General features: G+C 54.0%; 16 protein-coding genes. 9 read left to right on the plus strand and 7 right to left on the minus strand.

The window, feature by feature from the left end; genetic code table 11:
- Positions 1-4 precede the first annotated feature (4 nt).
- From ACIGCM_RS09520 to ACIGCM_RS09540, 5 genes are all read right to left on the minus strand, one after another.
- The gene (locus tag ACIGCM_RS09520) at positions 5-634 is read right to left on the minus strand and encodes a glutathione S-transferase family protein (protein WP_397501799.1); all 630 of its coding nucleotides are present in this window, start codon (positions 632-634) and stop codon (positions 5-7) included.
- A gap of 168 nt (positions 635-802) precedes the next feature.
- Entirely contained in the window at positions 803-1,705 is a 903-nt protein-coding gene (locus tag ACIGCM_RS09525) for a LysR family transcriptional regulator (RefSeq protein WP_397501800.1), read from the minus strand.
- Between the two features lie 3 nt (positions 1,706-1,708).
- On the minus strand, positions 1,709-2,605 hold the full coding sequence (locus ACIGCM_RS09530; RefSeq protein ID WP_397501801.1) for a LysR family transcriptional regulator: 897 nt from the start codon (positions 2,603-2,605) through the stop codon (positions 1,709-1,711).
- 234 nt (positions 2,606-2,839) lie between these two features.
- Complete coding sequence (grxC, locus tag ACIGCM_RS09535) at positions 2,840-3,094, minus strand: glutaredoxin 3 (RefSeq protein ID WP_397501802.1); 255 nt, start codon at positions 3,092-3,094, stop codon at positions 2,840-2,842.
- A gap of 12 nt (positions 3,095-3,106) precedes the next feature.
- Positions 3,107-3,625 carry a carboxymuconolactone decarboxylase family protein gene (locus tag ACIGCM_RS09540; RefSeq protein ID WP_397501803.1) on the minus strand — a complete coding sequence of 173 codons (519 nt, stop codon included), beginning with the start codon at positions 3,623-3,625 and terminating at the stop codon, positions 3,107-3,109.
- 129 nt (positions 3,626-3,754) lie between these two features.
- On the opposite strand from ACIGCM_RS09540, the gene ACIGCM_RS09545 reads away from it, so the two are divergent.
- A complete protein-coding gene (locus tag ACIGCM_RS09545) occupies positions 3,755-4,579 on the plus strand; it encodes a cupin domain-containing protein (RefSeq protein WP_397501804.1) in 825 nt (274 codons plus the stop codon).
- Positions 4,580-4,626: 47 nt separating this feature from the next.
- On the opposite strand, the gene ACIGCM_RS09550 is transcribed toward ACIGCM_RS09545, so the two are convergent.
- Complete coding sequence (locus tag ACIGCM_RS09550) at positions 4,627-5,160, minus strand: RBBP9/YdeN family alpha/beta hydrolase (protein ID WP_397501805.1); 534 nt, start codon at positions 5,158-5,160, stop codon at positions 4,627-4,629.
- A gap of 123 nt (positions 5,161-5,283) precedes the next feature.
- On the opposite strand from ACIGCM_RS09550, the gene ACIGCM_RS09555 reads away from it, so the two are divergent.
- From ACIGCM_RS09555 to ACIGCM_RS09590, 8 genes are all read left to right on the plus strand, one after another.
- Positions 5,284-5,754: an Lrp/AsnC family transcriptional regulator gene (locus tag ACIGCM_RS09555; RefSeq protein WP_397501806.1), complete on the plus strand. Its 471-nt coding sequence runs from the start codon at positions 5,284-5,286 to the stop codon at positions 5,752-5,754.
- A gap of 422 nt (positions 5,755-6,176) precedes the next feature.
- Complete coding sequence (locus ACIGCM_RS09560) at positions 6,177-7,106, plus strand: LysR family transcriptional regulator (RefSeq protein ID WP_397501807.1); 930 nt, start codon at positions 6,177-6,179, stop codon at positions 7,104-7,106.
- Positions 7,107-7,220: 114 nt separating this feature from the next.
- Positions 7,221-8,195: an isopenicillin N synthase family dioxygenase gene (locus tag ACIGCM_RS09565; protein ID WP_397501808.1), complete on the plus strand. Its 975-nt coding sequence runs from the start codon at positions 7,221-7,223 to the stop codon at positions 8,193-8,195.
- Positions 8,192-8,950, plus strand: coding sequence for an alpha/beta fold hydrolase (locus ACIGCM_RS09570; protein WP_397501809.1), 759 nt, complete (start codon positions 8,192-8,194; stop codon positions 8,948-8,950). The genes ACIGCM_RS09565 and ACIGCM_RS09570 overlap by 4 nt, the downstream gene beginning before the upstream one ends.
- A gap of 25 nt (positions 8,951-8,975) precedes the next feature.
- Complete coding sequence (locus tag ACIGCM_RS09575; RefSeq protein ID WP_397501810.1) at positions 8,976-9,962, plus strand: ABC transporter substrate-binding protein; 987 nt, start codon at positions 8,976-8,978, stop codon at positions 9,960-9,962.
- 10 nt (positions 9,963-9,972) lie between these two features.
- A complete protein-coding gene (locus ACIGCM_RS09580; RefSeq protein ID WP_397501811.1) occupies positions 9,973-10,746 on the plus strand; it encodes an ABC transporter ATP-binding protein in 774 nt (257 codons plus the stop codon).
- A gap of 3 nt (positions 10,747-10,749) precedes the next feature.
- Positions 10,750-11,502, plus strand: a complete 753-nt coding sequence (locus ACIGCM_RS09585) for an ABC transporter permease (RefSeq protein WP_397501812.1) — start codon at positions 10,750-10,752, stop codon at positions 11,500-11,502.
- A gap of 230 nt (positions 11,503-11,732) precedes the next feature.
- A complete protein-coding gene (locus ACIGCM_RS09590; protein WP_397501813.1) occupies positions 11,733-12,524 on the plus strand; it encodes an outer membrane protein OmpK in 792 nt (263 codons plus the stop codon).
- A gap of 307 nt (positions 12,525-12,831) precedes the next feature.
- Here ACIGCM_RS09590 and ACIGCM_RS09595 read toward each other — a convergent pair whose 3' ends face one another.
- Positions 12,832-13,518, minus strand: coding sequence for a CatB-related O-acetyltransferase (locus tag ACIGCM_RS09595; protein WP_397501814.1), 687 nt, complete (start codon positions 13,516-13,518; stop codon positions 12,832-12,834).
- Positions 13,519-13,556: the final 38 nt, after the last annotated feature.

Below are 13,556 nucleotides of genomic sequence, written 5' to 3' on the forward strand. Positions count from 1 at the left end.
CCGCTCAGCTTGCTTTTAAACCGACAGCGGTAGGCTGCATGGGTACGAAACCGGGCAGCGCTTCGATTCGCTCCAGCCAAGCGCGCACATTCGGGTAATCCTGCAGCGACACATTGCCCTCAGGTGCGTGAGCGATATAACTGTAGTTGGCGACATCAGCAATGCTCGGCTCGGTGCCAAGCAGGAATGGGCTGTCGTCCAGTTCGGTCTCCATTAGCTTGAGTAAAACATGGGAGCGGTTGATGACTTCTTCGGCATTGAATGCTGCGCCAAATACGGTGATCAGACGCGCGGCTGCTGGGCCATAGGCAACTTGACCCGCTGCCACTGACAGCCAGCGTTGAGTGCGTGCGGCGCTGAGCGGGTCTTCAAACTGCCAGCTACCTGAGCCATATTTTTGTGCCAGGTAAACCAGAATTGAGTTGGAATCACTGATCAAGGTGCCGTTGTCATCTATCACCGGAACTTGGCCAAAGGGGTTGATTGCCAGAAACTCAGGCTTTTTATGCTCGCCATTGGCCAGATCGATAAACACCAGTTCGGTCGGCACGTTGAGCAACGAAAGCAGCAACTCGACACGGTGAGCATGGCCGGACAAAGGATGGCGATACAGTTTGATGGGTTGTGTGGTCATGAAGTTGGCTCCGCATTTGATTTAGGAAATCAGCGCAGAGTCAAACCAAGACGACAGTTAATGCGCTGTTGGATCGATACTGCGCCTATGCAAGGCGAAGCAGAACCGCCACCCCAAGCAATCCATAATTTCATTTTCTAAAAGAGTCGGCAGGTTCAAGAGAAGGCCTTAGCGAGTAAAAGCAGGATGGACGCGCAGCAGGGGGGTGGCGAAATCGATGAAGCTGCGCACGCGCGCTTCGGCTCGTCGGCCATTGCGGTAAATCATATGTACCGGCAGGTCTTCACTGATGAAGTCGTTGAGTACAGGAATAAGCGACCCGTCTTGCAGTTCTGCATGAGCTTCGTAGCTCATGCAGCGAGTCAACCCGAGCCCTTGCGCAGCCGCTTGGATGGCTGCGCGCGTAGTGCTACACCTGAGTACGGGCGCAAGTTTGACCAAGTGCGTAGAGCGCTCGTGGCGAAAGCGCCATCCGGCCTCATAACCTAGAGCGGTGGTCACGACCGTGCGGTGAGCGATAAGCTCGTCGGGTGTCGCGGGGAAGCCCCATTTGGCCAGATAGTCTGGGGCACCGCAGACTACAGGCCTGACCCAGCCCAATGGCATGGCGAAGTCAGATGAGTTGGGCAGGTGGCTGACGACAAGGGCGATGTCTATGCCTTCCTCCAAGAGTTTTGGCAGCCCCTCACGGGACAGGATGACAAGCTGAACATCGGGAAACGCGTCCAGGTAGGCAAGCATTACCGGGGTGAATATGGCGTGGTCCATCAGGATCGGTAGAGACACTGTGAGCTGCCCGGCTGGGCAGGCATGCAGGCCTGCGGCTGAACGCTCGGCTGCGTCGGTTTGCTGCAAGATATCCCGACAATTAAGCGCAAACTGTTCGCCAGCAGGGCTCAGGGTTACGCCGCGCGGGCCTCGGGTCAACAGCGTATTGCTCAGGCGTTTTTCCAGTGCTGCAATAGTGCGCATCATCGTTGCGGGTGATATTTCCAGCCGCCGCGCTGCGCCAGCAAGACTACCTGTTTGCGCGACAGCCGCGAATGCCTGCATCTCACGGTAGCGGCTCATAGACTAAGGTACCGCGACCGTTTGCAGCGCCGGATTAGTCAGGAACTGGCGTGTGCAATAGTCGACGAATGTGCGCACTTTGGCGGGTACTCTTCCGCCACCTTGATAAACGATGTGTATCGGCAATGAGCTTGTTTCGAACGCATCGAGGACAATCTCCAACTCGCCTTTGGCAACGAGTTCAGCAACTTGGTAGGAGAGCACACGGGTAAGCCCCCAGCCTTGGCGTGCTGCATTGATCGCCGCTTGATTGGAACTCACCACCAGTCGTGGTTTGGGGTGCAGGGTCATCTGCCCGCCAGCGGCATTGAACTGCCAGTCGGTGAGCAGGCTGCTAGCAGACGACATCACCACGGGGAGCGTCATTACAGCCTTCGGATTCTGTGGGCGACCGACGCGATCGAGAAATGCCGGTGCCGCGCACACGACTGGACGGATTTGCCCAACCTTCACAGCCTCAAGGCTGGTGTCTGGCAGCTGGCCGATGCGTATTGCGACATCCAAGCCCTCGTCAACCATGCTCACCAGCCGGTCAACCAGTAGCGCATTTATAGTCACCTGCGGGTGTTGCGCCAGATACTCGGTAATCAGCGGAATTAAAAATAGCTCACCGAACATCACTGATGCGGTCACGGCTAAATTGCCCCGTGCGCGAATACTACTTCCTGCCGCCAGCTCTTCCGCTTCCTCCAGGTCCTGCAGGATGCGCTTGCAATCATCGACATAGCGCCGACCTGCTTCGGTCAGGCGTAGGCTTCGTGTGCTTCGCGCCAGCAATAGCGTGCCGAGCCGATGCTCCAGACCCGCAATCACGCGGGTGACGCTGGGCGGCGACATGCCCACCAACTTCGCTCCACCGGCAAAGCTTTCCGCCTCAGCAACGGCGAGCAATACTTTCATCTCCTGAAACCTGTCCACAGTCACCGCCTGCTTGCAGAGTGGGCTAACTAAATCGTTAACAGCATAGCGTTTGGGGGTGGGAAGAATATTGAAAACGTCCGCACTTGAGGTGCAGTCGTAGAAAGTAAAAAAGTGAATGGCCTGAAGTGCTGGGTTCGATCTGCCACTTTCAAACAGTGGCATTGGTTGCTGCCAACCAGAGCATCCCGTTACTGCAGACCATCACAATGCAATTCACGCTTGGAGCAATGCATCCAGTTCGCCCTTGCGTTCAAGGATTGCCAAATCATCAAAGCCGCCGACATGCCGGTCGCCTATAAAAATCTGCGGCACGCTTCTGCGCTTGGATTTGTGCAGCATTTGCGCGAAGTGTTGAGGCGATGCCTCAACGTCTATTTCCGTAGGGTTGGCCCCCTTGCGTGCCAACAAGTTTTTGGCGCTGATGCAGTAGGGGCAATGCTGAGTTGTGTAGATGGTTACATGGCTCATGTGCTGGCTTCCTTATTGGGCCGTGGGTGGGAAGTCCACTTCGGTAGCGGCAAGGTTGTTCAGGTAGTTGGTCAGGGTTAACAGCGTGACTTGGGCAACCAGCTCAACGATTTTGCTGTTAGTCAGGCCGGCGTCATGGGCTGCCGCTATCTGGGCGTCGGTCAGATGACCACGGCTTTCAGTGATCTGCCGCGTCAGAACGGCTAGCGCACTTAATTCGCCTGACCGGGCATCCCGAATATCGTTTGCACTTAAGCCAGCTTTTTCACCGAGGAACGAATGTGCCGCGATGCAATAGTCACAACCGTTAACTTCTGATGTTGCAAGGGCGGCGACTTCGCGCTCGGCAGCACTCAATGAGCTTTTACCCAGTGCTTGGGTCAGCGCCAGATAACCATTCAACGCTGCAGGGGCATGGGCCAATGTCCTAATGGCATTGGGAATAAAGCCGTAGCCTTTCTGCACGCCTTCAAGCGCGGCACGTGAGCCAGTTGGGGCTTGGTCGATTGTCAGAGCGGTAATGCGAGTCATGGTCGTTCTCCAGTAGGTTGAGTGGCGAGCTTGCCGATCAAGCTTGGAGTGAATATTAGGCGTAAGGTATTTCCTTTCGGCGTCAGATCGTCGATTGTATGCAACAGATCGTCTAAATCGGAGCCTGCCATGAACCGTCTATCAACCCTGCTAAAACACTTCAACCTTCATGCAGCCACCTATCATCAGGGCGGTTTTTGCGGGGTAGAGAACATCTCCAAAGGCAGTTACGGCCACGTGCACTTACTGCGTTCTGGTCGCCTGACCTTCAAGGATGAGCACAATCAGTACATCGAGCTGACAGAGCCGAGTCTGATTCTGGTGATTCGCCCGCTTGAGCATCGGCTGCAGGCGACAGAGGCGGATGAAGCGGAGCTGGTCTGCGCCACCTTGCAGTTTGATGGTGGGGCCAATAATCCGCTGACCCTGGCCTTGCCGCCTTACATCATTCAGCCGATTAGCGAATTGCCGGGTTTGACGGGCAGTCTTGAATGGTTGTTTGAAGAAGCATTCGGCAATGAATGTGGTCGCGATGTGGTGTTGAATCGCTTGTTCGAACTGATGGTGATTCAGCTGCTGCGCCACCTGATGGCGAACCGCAGCATTGCCTCGGGCATGATGGCAGGGCTGGCCAACCCAAGGTTGTCGCGTGCGATCACCTGCATCCACGATGAGCCGCAGCGCAATTGGTCGGTGGCTGACCTGGCAGGTCTTGCGAGTATGTCACGGGCAAGTTTTGCCGCTCACTTTCGTCAAGTGGTCGGCAATACACCTGCGGATTACCTGACCAATTGGCGAGTCAGCCTGGCGCAAAAACGCTTACGCGAGGGCCGTCCGATTGCACTCATCGCTGATGAAGTTGGCTATGAAAGCCCATCTGCGCTGGCACGTACGTTTCGCCGCAAAGTGGGCTTAAGCCCGAGCGAATGGATGCAGCGCAAAGTGTTGGATTAAACGGGGCAGGCTGGGTTAACCCGAGTTGCACAAACCCGGGTTTGCCCCTATTCATCCATAAGCGCTTTGAGCAACGCTTTGCCCTGAGGCCAGTCACCGAGCCCACTGGTCGAGTTGATGTGACCCAGAGCGCCTATATTGACCAAACGACTCCCCCACGCATCTGCACATTGCTGGCTAAATTCCAAGTCTGAGTAGGGGTCGTTGGAACTCGCGACAATCATGCTTGGGAACGCGAAGCGCTTGCGCCCAAGCGGGCTAAAACCGAGTGCTTGGTCCGGAAAGCTGGCGCGTCCCGGGTCTGGTACAGCCACCAGCAAAGCGGCCCTCACCCTTGTATCGCTATATTGCGCCCAGTGGGCAACCTGCAAGCAGCCAAGGCTATGAGCTACCAGCACTGTGTCGGGCCCGCTTCGGCGGATAACGGCGTCTAAATTCTCGACCCATTTTGCGCAAACCGGATTATTCCAGTCTTGCCCCTCTATGCTCGCTATGGAGGCGTTGTGCTGTGCCCAAATGGTTTGCCAGTGGTCTGGGCCAGAATTGCCAATGCCCGGGAGGAGCAATATCGAAGATGTCATTTATTGTTTCTCGCAAGAGGTGTCCGCAAAATGTAGCGAGTTACACTTCGACCTTGGATGGCTAATCATCCGAAAGAGCCAGCATTAACCGATGATTCATCGGATTAACTTCATAGGAAAAGCATGGAGCTCGACAGCAAAGATTGGCAAATTCTTGAGGCGCTGCAAATTGACGCCCGGCAAAGCTTGGCATCCCTAGGCAAGCGCATCGGGCTTTCGCAACCGGCTATGAGTGAGCGGGTCAAGAAACTCGAAACCGCAGGTGTCATAACCGGGTATGCAGCGCAGGTGAGTTTTGGTGCGGTAGGGCTGGGGTTGCAGGCGATTCTCCGGATTCGCACAACTCACCAGTACATCAAGCATTATCTGGCGTTGTTCAACGACATACCGCAAGTACTTGAGGCTGACAGGGTTACAGGAGAGGACTGCTTCATCGTTCGTTGTGCGTTTTCTCAGCCTGCCGATTTAGAAACTATCGTCGATGCGCTGGCTGTTCATGGTTCAGTTAGCACCTCGTTGGTTCTGTCCAATGCCGTGCGCAAACAGGTGCCCGTGCGTTCGGTTAACAAGGGGCAGGCTAAGTTTAAATCTTAATTAAGCAAACCCCAGCCTTCCTCCTATGGCCTAGTGTTTCTATGTTGAACGCCGGGGATGATATTTGTTTTCTGCCAAGTAGCGCTTTGCGAACGGTACGAACAGTCACGTTATCTGAGCTGGTGGACGCGCATGAGCAGCCCACTATGTGAGTCATCTGGTTTTCGTATACACATCGTTTTGGCTATTCTCGGCCTGAACCACAAGTCGCTTTGGCCGCAAGCAGCAGGTGGTAATAGGCCCAGAACAGCACTACGTGCCGATGATAGAGTTCAGTCAACTTTCCAACTACTTAACGGGACCTTCAGCATTGGTGAATATTTACAAACTGGGCTTGCAGGGTGTTGATTAGATCAGGCGATTGCCTGACTCTGATGTGCAGTAACTCACCATCATTTCTTAGCTGCTACAGGTGATCCCTCGTGCATATCCATGCTCGCTCTTTGAAGTACTTCGACATGATCCGCCGTTGTGGCTCGATCCGCGAAGCGGCGCGACGTTTACATCTCGCCTCCTCCGCAGTGAACCGTCAGTTATTGCAACTGGAAGAGGAACTCGGCAGCCCATTGTTTGAGCGCCTATCCAGTGGCATGCGACTAACACCCACGGGTGAGATATTTTCGCGTCATGTAATCACCGTGCTTCAAGACGAGCACCGTATGGCCAGCGAGCTTGATGCACTCAAGGGGCTGCGCCGTGGGGAATTATCGATTGCATCGGTCGAAGGCTTGAACGTTGCCTTGCTGCCGACGGTGTTGGAGCACATGCTGACGCGCTACCCCATGCTACGCATTACCGTGCGCTCCACCGGCTCAAACGAAGCCGCCCAAGCCGTTGCAGATGGCGATGCTGACGTGGCGCTCGGTTACAACATTTCGCGCAACGAGCATTTGCAGCAATACGCCGTTGGCCGCTTTGCCCTCGGTATTGTAGTTGCCCCTGATCATGCTTTGGCGAGGTTAGCTTCGGTTAGCTTTAACGAGTGTGCAGCCTATCCACTGATACTCCCCGGCCCAGAGTTGTCCATTAGAGGACAGTTGCAACCCCTTATTCTCAATTATAAAAAGCCGCTGACTGTGCTCCTCGAGAGTGCGTCAGTGGAGTTGGCCAAACGCTTTGCCTTGCTCGGCATGGGCGTCGCTTTTCAAACGCGCATAGGCATGGAAGATGAACTGGCCAGCGGAAAATTAGTAAACATACCGCTCAAAGCCCCGGAACCACTGATATCCGAGCTTGGCGTGTATGTGCGCAGCGGCCGCTCGCTTCCCGCTGCGCTGGATGCATTTATCCGTTCGGTAGACGAAGAAATCAGCCAACGTGCGGCCGTAGAAATGAGCCAAAATAGCGCATAGACCGCCTCATTTTGGGTGCTGCCGTTTCGGCATCACCCCTGACAAAAAACAGAGCTATCTGAAGCAGAAACACACTCCTAAGATGCAGACACACCCATCCAGAACGAGATGCTCATGTCTGCCACTTCTGCGTCCTTCAACCTGCCCCTGATCGATATCAGCGGCTTACGTTCGAACCTGCTCAGCGACCGAATGAAGGTCGCTGATGAGTTGCGTGAAGCGTGTCAGCGCTGCGGATTTTTCTACATCACCAACCACGGAATCGATCCGCAGTTGATCCGTGCCGTACAGGAACAGTCTGAGCAGTTTTTCGCTCTGCCCAGCAGCAACAAACTGGCCGTGAGTAAGACGCTGTCTCCCTGTAACCGTGGTTATGAACCGCTGCGCGCACAAACCCTGGAAGCAGACAGCCCGCCAGACCTAAAAGAAGGTTTTTACATCGGCGTGCATCTGGATGAAGACAATCCGCGAGTACTCGCGGGCCGATTTAATCAAGGCCCCAATCAGTGGCCTCAAGGTGTACCGGAGTTTAAAGCGGTGATGGAGGCCTATTTCGCGGCGGCATTTGAAGTCAGTGCCTTGCTGATGAGAGGGCTAGCATTGTCGCTGGACTTGGCCGAAGACCACTTCGATCCGCTGATGATGGATGCCAGTGCAACCCTGCGCATGCTTCATTATCCTCCACAACCACCTCATCCGCTGCCCGGTGAAAAAGGCTGCGGCGCGCATACCGATTTTGGTGCCCTGACTCTTTTGCTGCAGGACACCACTGGCGGTCTGCAAGTTAAAGCTATCGACAGTGACGAGTGGATTGACGCACCACCCGTTGAAGGCAGTTATGTCGTCAATCTGGGGGACATGATCAGCCGTTGGACTAACGAGCGCTATCACTCGAACGTACACCGTGTGATCAATCGGTCCGGGCGCGAACGTTATTCGGTGCCGTTTTTCTTCACCGGCAATATGGACACCGTGGTCGAGTGCCTAGCAACTTGTCTGAGCGCCGACGGGACAGCGAAGTATCCACCAATCACCATCGAAAAACATTTTATGGAGCGCTATCTGAGCACCTATGGAGACCGTGCATGAGCAAGCATATCGTGCTGATTCATGGTGCTTGGCAGGGCAGTTGGGCGTTCTCTGCCTGGCGCCCTTTTCTGCAAGATAGCGGCTGGACCGTACACAGCGTCGAGTTACCTGGCAATGGCTGGGGTGAAAACGCCCAAGCTGTTGCCAGCCCCGAAAGCTACTGTGAACACCTCGTTACTGTGATCGAAAACATTGGCGAGTCGGTGGTGCTTCTGGGGCATAGCGGCGGTGGTGTGATTGCGTCACAAGTCGCCGAATTGATTCCCGAGCGCATCAGGGCACTGGTTTATCTCGCAGGCATGATGCTGCCGAATGGAATGAGCTTCGTCGATGTAGTGAAACTATGCAGTGAAGAACGGCCCGATCTCGACTTCGCTGGTATCAACCGTTACCTCGAATCCAGTGACCTTGATCAATCTAGCAGCGTTCCGGTCAGTGCCGCTTTGCACATCTTTCTCCATGACTGCTCAACGGATGCTGCAGCAACAGCTGCCAGCTTGTTGCGTCCACAACCTGCAAGCGGGCGCAATATGCCGCCCCAGCTAAGTGATGAACGCTACGGCCGGGTGCCACGCATCTACATCGAAGCAACAGCAGACCGCTCTATCGATATCTATGTACAACGCCGGATGCAGCAGCTTAGTCCTGGAGCGCATGTCATCAGCCTTGATTGCGGCCACGTGCCGCAACTGGCCCAACCTCAAGCCTTAACCGATGCCCTTAATAGCAAACTGCAACGCTTACTGAACCTATAAATCTGAGAATTACCGGAGCTTAATTATGAAAGTTCGCGACCTTGCCGTTTGCGTTGCCTTGGGCTGTGCCAGCATCAGCGCACATGCGATGGATCAACTTACCTTTCAGCTCGGCTGGTTGCCTACTGGCGGCGATAAAGCATTTATCTTTGCAGGTATTAACCAAGGCTTCTATGCCGAAGAAAATCTTGAGGTCAAAGTTCTCGGTGGACGGGGCACCACTGACGCCTTAACCAAAATTGGCTCTGGCGCGGCCGATGTAGGCTCAGGCGGTATTGGCTCTTTGATGATGGCGCAAGCCGAAGGTGGCATCCCAGTTAAAGCTGTAATGAGTATCTACACCAAGCAGCCAGATGCGATTTTTACTTACGAAGGCAGCGGCGTAAGCGACTTTAAAAGCCTGCAAGGCAAAACGCTTGGTGTACCCACGTTCTCGACCTCTACCACTCTGTTGCCCTTGATGCTTGAAACCAACGGCGTTGATCCGGCGTCAGTCAAGCAGATCAAGGCTGATCCCACAGCCTTGGTCCCGATGATGGCGCAAGGTCGCGTTGATGGCGTGGTCATCTGGACTACCAATACGCCTCACGTGAAGGCGTTACTCAAAAAAGCTGGCAAGCAAACTGTGGTTTTGCCTTGGGCTGAGTTTGGTTTGGATGGTTACGGCTGGAGTCTGTTTGCCTCGCAAAAGCTGATCGACGAAAAGCCAGACGTAGTCGCACGCTTTGTTCGCGCTTCAAAAAAAGCACTTGAGTTTTCCTTGCAGCATCCAGGCAAAGCTGCAGCTGACCAGAAAGCTTTAGTGCCGGAAGCCGATGGCGACATGCTTGAAGCCGATTGGCGTGCAACTGAAAACCTGATCGACAACTCAATCAGCCAGAAAGATGGTCTCGGTCAGTTTGAACCAGCCTTGCTGCAAAAGACTTGGGAATGGGTGGCCAAGTCGATGAATTACCCGATGAACAAAGTTGACCCAGAAGCATTGGTCGACCGTCGTTTCATCAAACAATAAGGAGTCGAGCATGCAGCCTGTAATCGAGCTCAAGGGCGTCGGACAGACGTTCACCTCCAGCGATGGTGCTTTGGTCACCGCCTTGGATAACGTCAACCTGGATCTGCGCAAGAACGAGTTCGTCTCCTTCATCGGGCCGTCGGGCTGCGGCAAATCGACCATCCTGAGGCTAATCGCTGGCCTGCTCCGGCCTACCGCTGGGAAGGTCTCGATCTATGATCTGGAAGTCAACGAGCCGCGAGATGAATTGGGTATCGTGTTCCAACGGCCAACGCTGCTGCCCTGGCTTTCTGTTCGCGAAAACATCTGCTTTCCCATGAAACACAAATACGGTCGAGTAGATGCTGGCGATCGCGCCCGAGCAGAGGTTTTGCTCGACATGATTGGCCTCACCGAGTTCGCCGACAAACGACCCAATGAGCTGTCTGGCGGCATGCAACAGCGAGTGTCCATCGCCCGCTCTCTGCTGCACGATCCAGATATCTTGTTGATGGACGAGCCTTTTTCCGCGCTCGATGCCTTGACCCGTGATGAGATGAGCTTTGAATTGCTGCGTATCTGGAATGAGAAGCCTAAAACCGTGCTGTTTGTGACCCACTCGATTCAAGAGGCTCTGCTGCTTTCTGACCGGATCGTAGTGATGAGCGCCCGGCCAGGCCGTGTTAGTGAAGTAATCGATGTGCCACTGGCTCGGCCACGCACACTAGAAACCCTGTCCGACCCGGTTTTCACCCAGTTGGCCAATGAGATCCGGGTGAAAGTATTCACCCGTCGTCCGGAGTAACCAATGAGAAACTTACTGGAACGATACATATCCGTGTTCGCCTTCTTCATTGTTGTACTGATCTGGGAAGGGGCTTGCCGCTTGTTTAAAGTGCCGGAATTCATCCTGCCTTCGCCTTCAGCCATTGTTGGTTCTCTAGGCAGCCTGCCAGCGGGGCGCTGGTTAGAGCATATTGTGGCAACACTGGGCGTCGCCCTGACCGGTTTTGCAGTGGCAATCGCAATCGCCTTACCTCTGGCCACAGCCATTGTCAGCTCGCGATTATTGTCGCGCTTGCTAATGCCTTGGTTGGTCGTAATTCAGTCAACGCCCATTGTTGCCATTGCGCCGATTATCGTTGTTTCGCTTGGTGCAGGCATGGTTCCACGTGTGGTCATCACCATGCTGATTGCCTTCTTCCCCATCGTGATTTCCACCGCCGCTGGCCTCAATTCGGTGCCGCAGGAAATGATCGAACTTTCACGCTCACTCCGCGCCAGCCGTGCACGTGAGTTTTGGCAGATCCGAATGCCCTATGCGATTCCTTACATTTTTAGCGCCCTGAAAGTGGCTATCACCTTGTCGATTATTGGTGCGGTGGTTGCAGAGTTTGTCGCGGCGGAAAAAGGGCTTGGCTACCTGATTCTGTTCAGCACCTCATCATTCAAAGTGCCGATGGCTTTTGCTTCGTTGATCATTCTGGTCTGCAGCAGCCTCTGTCTGTATGGGATCGTGGTTTGGCTACATAAACGCCTCTTCCCTTGGAGTATCAGCTAATCACGCAGAGCTCACTGTCAATCGCTGACCCCAAGCTGACAGTAGAGCCCATTTAGCTGACCACGCCGAAACCGGCAAGAAGCCTCACATAAGGACATTTGCACAGTGCTGGATCTGACCAAGTTCCAGCGCAACGGTCATTTCGTGCGCGTCATTTAAGACAGGCACAAGAAAAAACGGCGCAACACGAAAACTTAATAACTAAAAACTGACCATTTGGGAGCACTGATATGAAACGCACCATGACCTCGTTATTACTGGCAAACGGCCTTTTGGCTGCTGGCCAGTCACTTGCTGGCGATCTGTTGCAGTGGCAAGACAACAGCCTGACCTACGAGTACGGCAATAACTTCAAGGTCGATCCAGAGAACCAGCAGATCATCACGTTTTCCCACGCCAGCGGCTGGAGTTTTGGTGACCTGTACCTATTTGTCGACGGCATCAAATACAACACAAATGCCACCAATGGTAATGATGACGGCCACAGTTTCTACGGCGAGTTATCGCCCCGCTTATCGCTGGGCAAGATCAGCGGAACGGATCTGTCTTTTGGCCCAATTAAAGATGTACTCATAGCGACTACTTATGAATTCGGTGAAGGCGACAAGGAATCGTACCTGATCGGCCCTGGGTTTGACCTGAACATTCCCGGTTTTAATTATTTTCAACTCAATACTTACTACCGTGAGTCAGATGGCAAGCGCGACGGAAGCGGTGTATGGCAGATCACCCCGGCGTGGAGTTACACCATCCCCGTTGGCAACTCTGACTTGGTGATTGATGGCTACATCGACTGGGTGCCAGACAACGATAAAAGCTACCACGCCAATTTCCACTTCAACCCACAAATCAAATATGACGTGGCCAAAGCCTTTGGTTTCGGCAAGAAAGTCTATGTGGGCATCGAATACGACTATTGGAAAAACAAATACGCGATCGACAATGACGGCTATGTGGGCTCAGAAGTCCTTGGCGGGACCGACCAAAGTGTCGCGATGTTGATGGTCAGAGCGCACTTTTGAGTCGCCTCAAACTCGCGATATAAATCACCGCCACTCAGGTGGCGTGTATTTATAGAGTCCGATGAAAAATAAGCCAGACCAAGTTTTACCCTAAACGGCGCAAGACCCAGCTCTGGACCCTGAGTGGTTTACTTCGCGGCCAACCCACTCAGGCCCATCTCTAGCTGCGTTATGAGTACTAATCTTCGAGCTGGTCTTCGATCAGGCCGCGAAAGACAACATTTCACTGAAGTGGATTTACGCAAGGCAACTGTTATGTGTGGAACTACAGGTGTAAGGGCTAGCACTCACTGCACCCTTATTTTCTCTACGTCTTTTGCTGACGATTTTGAGCGTATTCAAGGAAAGCCGCGATATCTTCGGAGCACAGGCGCTCGACCGCGCTGGCTATTTCTTCATGGGACCAGGTCCACCATTGGGTCGCCAGCAGGGCCTCGCGGGTTGGCTCATCAAAACGCCAGCTTATGACTCGGGCCGGGTTTCCCGCGACAACCGAGTACGGCGCCACATCCCGGTTAACCATTGACCCGGCAGCCACCACAGCGCCATGGCCAATGGTAACGCCTGATAAAATTACGCTGTTGGTACAAAGCCAAACATCGCTGCCAATAATCACATCACCCCGCGATCCGCCATAGCCTTTGATGTGACTCGCTTGCTCAAACTTTGCTGGGAAGGGGTAAGTGGTGACCCAGTCAGTACGGTGCAGCCCACCAAGAATGATCCGAACCCCATTAGCGATAGAGCAGTAGGCGCCGATTTTAAGGGTCGTGCCTTCGTGGAAATCCTTAACATCAGGCATACCATAACTGCCAGTGCCGTATTCATAGCGCGGATAACGACGCTTGAAATGCGCTTTACCCCGCTCATGTTCGGGCAGACGTTCGAGAAGCCGTTTAACCCGCTTCTTCTTTGCAGCAGGGCTTGCAACACCGATATACAGCAGCACGACTATCAGCGCACTTAACGACAATACCAACGACAACCACTCCATTTGCACGCTCCTTTCGCTCCATATCGGCGGATATAACC

This window comes from Pseudomonas sp. NPDC078700 (genome assembly GCF_044542375.1).
Lineage (GTDB): Bacteria > Pseudomonadota > Gammaproteobacteria > Pseudomonadales > Pseudomonadaceae > Aquipseudomonas.

Excerpts from the sequence above, each read along its gene's own strand:
- ACIGCM_RS09565 (WP_397501808.1), top strand. The coding sequence starts at position 7,221 with ATGTCTGCCACTTCTGCGTCCTTCAACCTGCCCCTGATCGATATCAGC.
- ACIGCM_RS09545 (WP_397501804.1), top strand. The coding sequence starts at position 3,755 with ATGAACCGTCTATCAACCCTGCTAAAACACTTCAACCTTCATGCAGCC.
- ACIGCM_RS09575 (WP_397501810.1), top strand. The coding sequence starts at position 8,976 with ATGAAAGTTCGCGACCTTGCCGTTTGCGTTGCCTTGGGCTGTGCCAGC.
- ACIGCM_RS09595 (WP_397501814.1), bottom strand. The coding sequence starts at position 13,518 with ATGGAGTGGTTGTCGTTGGTATTGTCGTTAAGTGCGCTGATAGTCGTG.
- ACIGCM_RS09550 (WP_397501805.1), bottom strand. The coding sequence starts at position 5,160 with ATGACATCTTCGATATTGCTCCTCCCGGGCATTGGCAATTCTGGCCCA.
- grxC (WP_397501802.1), bottom strand. The coding sequence starts at position 3,094 with ATGAGCCATGTAACCATCTACACAACTCAGCATTGCCCCTACTGCATC.
- ACIGCM_RS09585 (WP_397501812.1), top strand. The coding sequence starts at position 10,750 with ATGAGAAACTTACTGGAACGATACATATCCGTGTTCGCCTTCTTCATT.
- ACIGCM_RS09580 (WP_397501811.1), top strand. The coding sequence starts at position 9,973 with ATGCAGCCTGTAATCGAGCTCAAGGGCGTCGGACAGACGTTCACCTCC.
- ACIGCM_RS09520 (WP_397501799.1), bottom strand. The coding sequence starts at position 634 with ATGACCACACAACCCATCAAACTGTATCGCCATCCTTTGTCCGGCCAT.
- ACIGCM_RS09590 (WP_397501813.1), top strand. The coding sequence starts at position 11,733 with ATGAAACGCACCATGACCTCGTTATTACTGGCAAACGGCCTTTTGGCT.
- ACIGCM_RS09570 (WP_397501809.1), top strand. The coding sequence starts at position 8,192 with ATGAGCAAGCATATCGTGCTGATTCATGGTGCTTGGCAGGGCAGTTGG.
- ACIGCM_RS09555 (WP_397501806.1), top strand. The coding sequence starts at position 5,284 with ATGGAGCTCGACAGCAAAGATTGGCAAATTCTTGAGGCGCTGCAAATT.
- ACIGCM_RS09525 (WP_397501800.1), bottom strand. The coding sequence starts at position 1,705 with ATGAGCCGCTACCGTGAGATGCAGGCATTCGCGGCTGTCGCGCAAACA.
- ACIGCM_RS09540 (WP_397501803.1), bottom strand. The coding sequence starts at position 3,625 with ATGACTCGCATTACCGCTCTGACAATCGACCAAGCCCCAACTGGCTCA.
- ACIGCM_RS09530 (WP_397501801.1), bottom strand. The coding sequence starts at position 2,605 with ATGAAAGTATTGCTCGCCGTTGCTGAGGCGGAAAGCTTTGCCGGTGGA.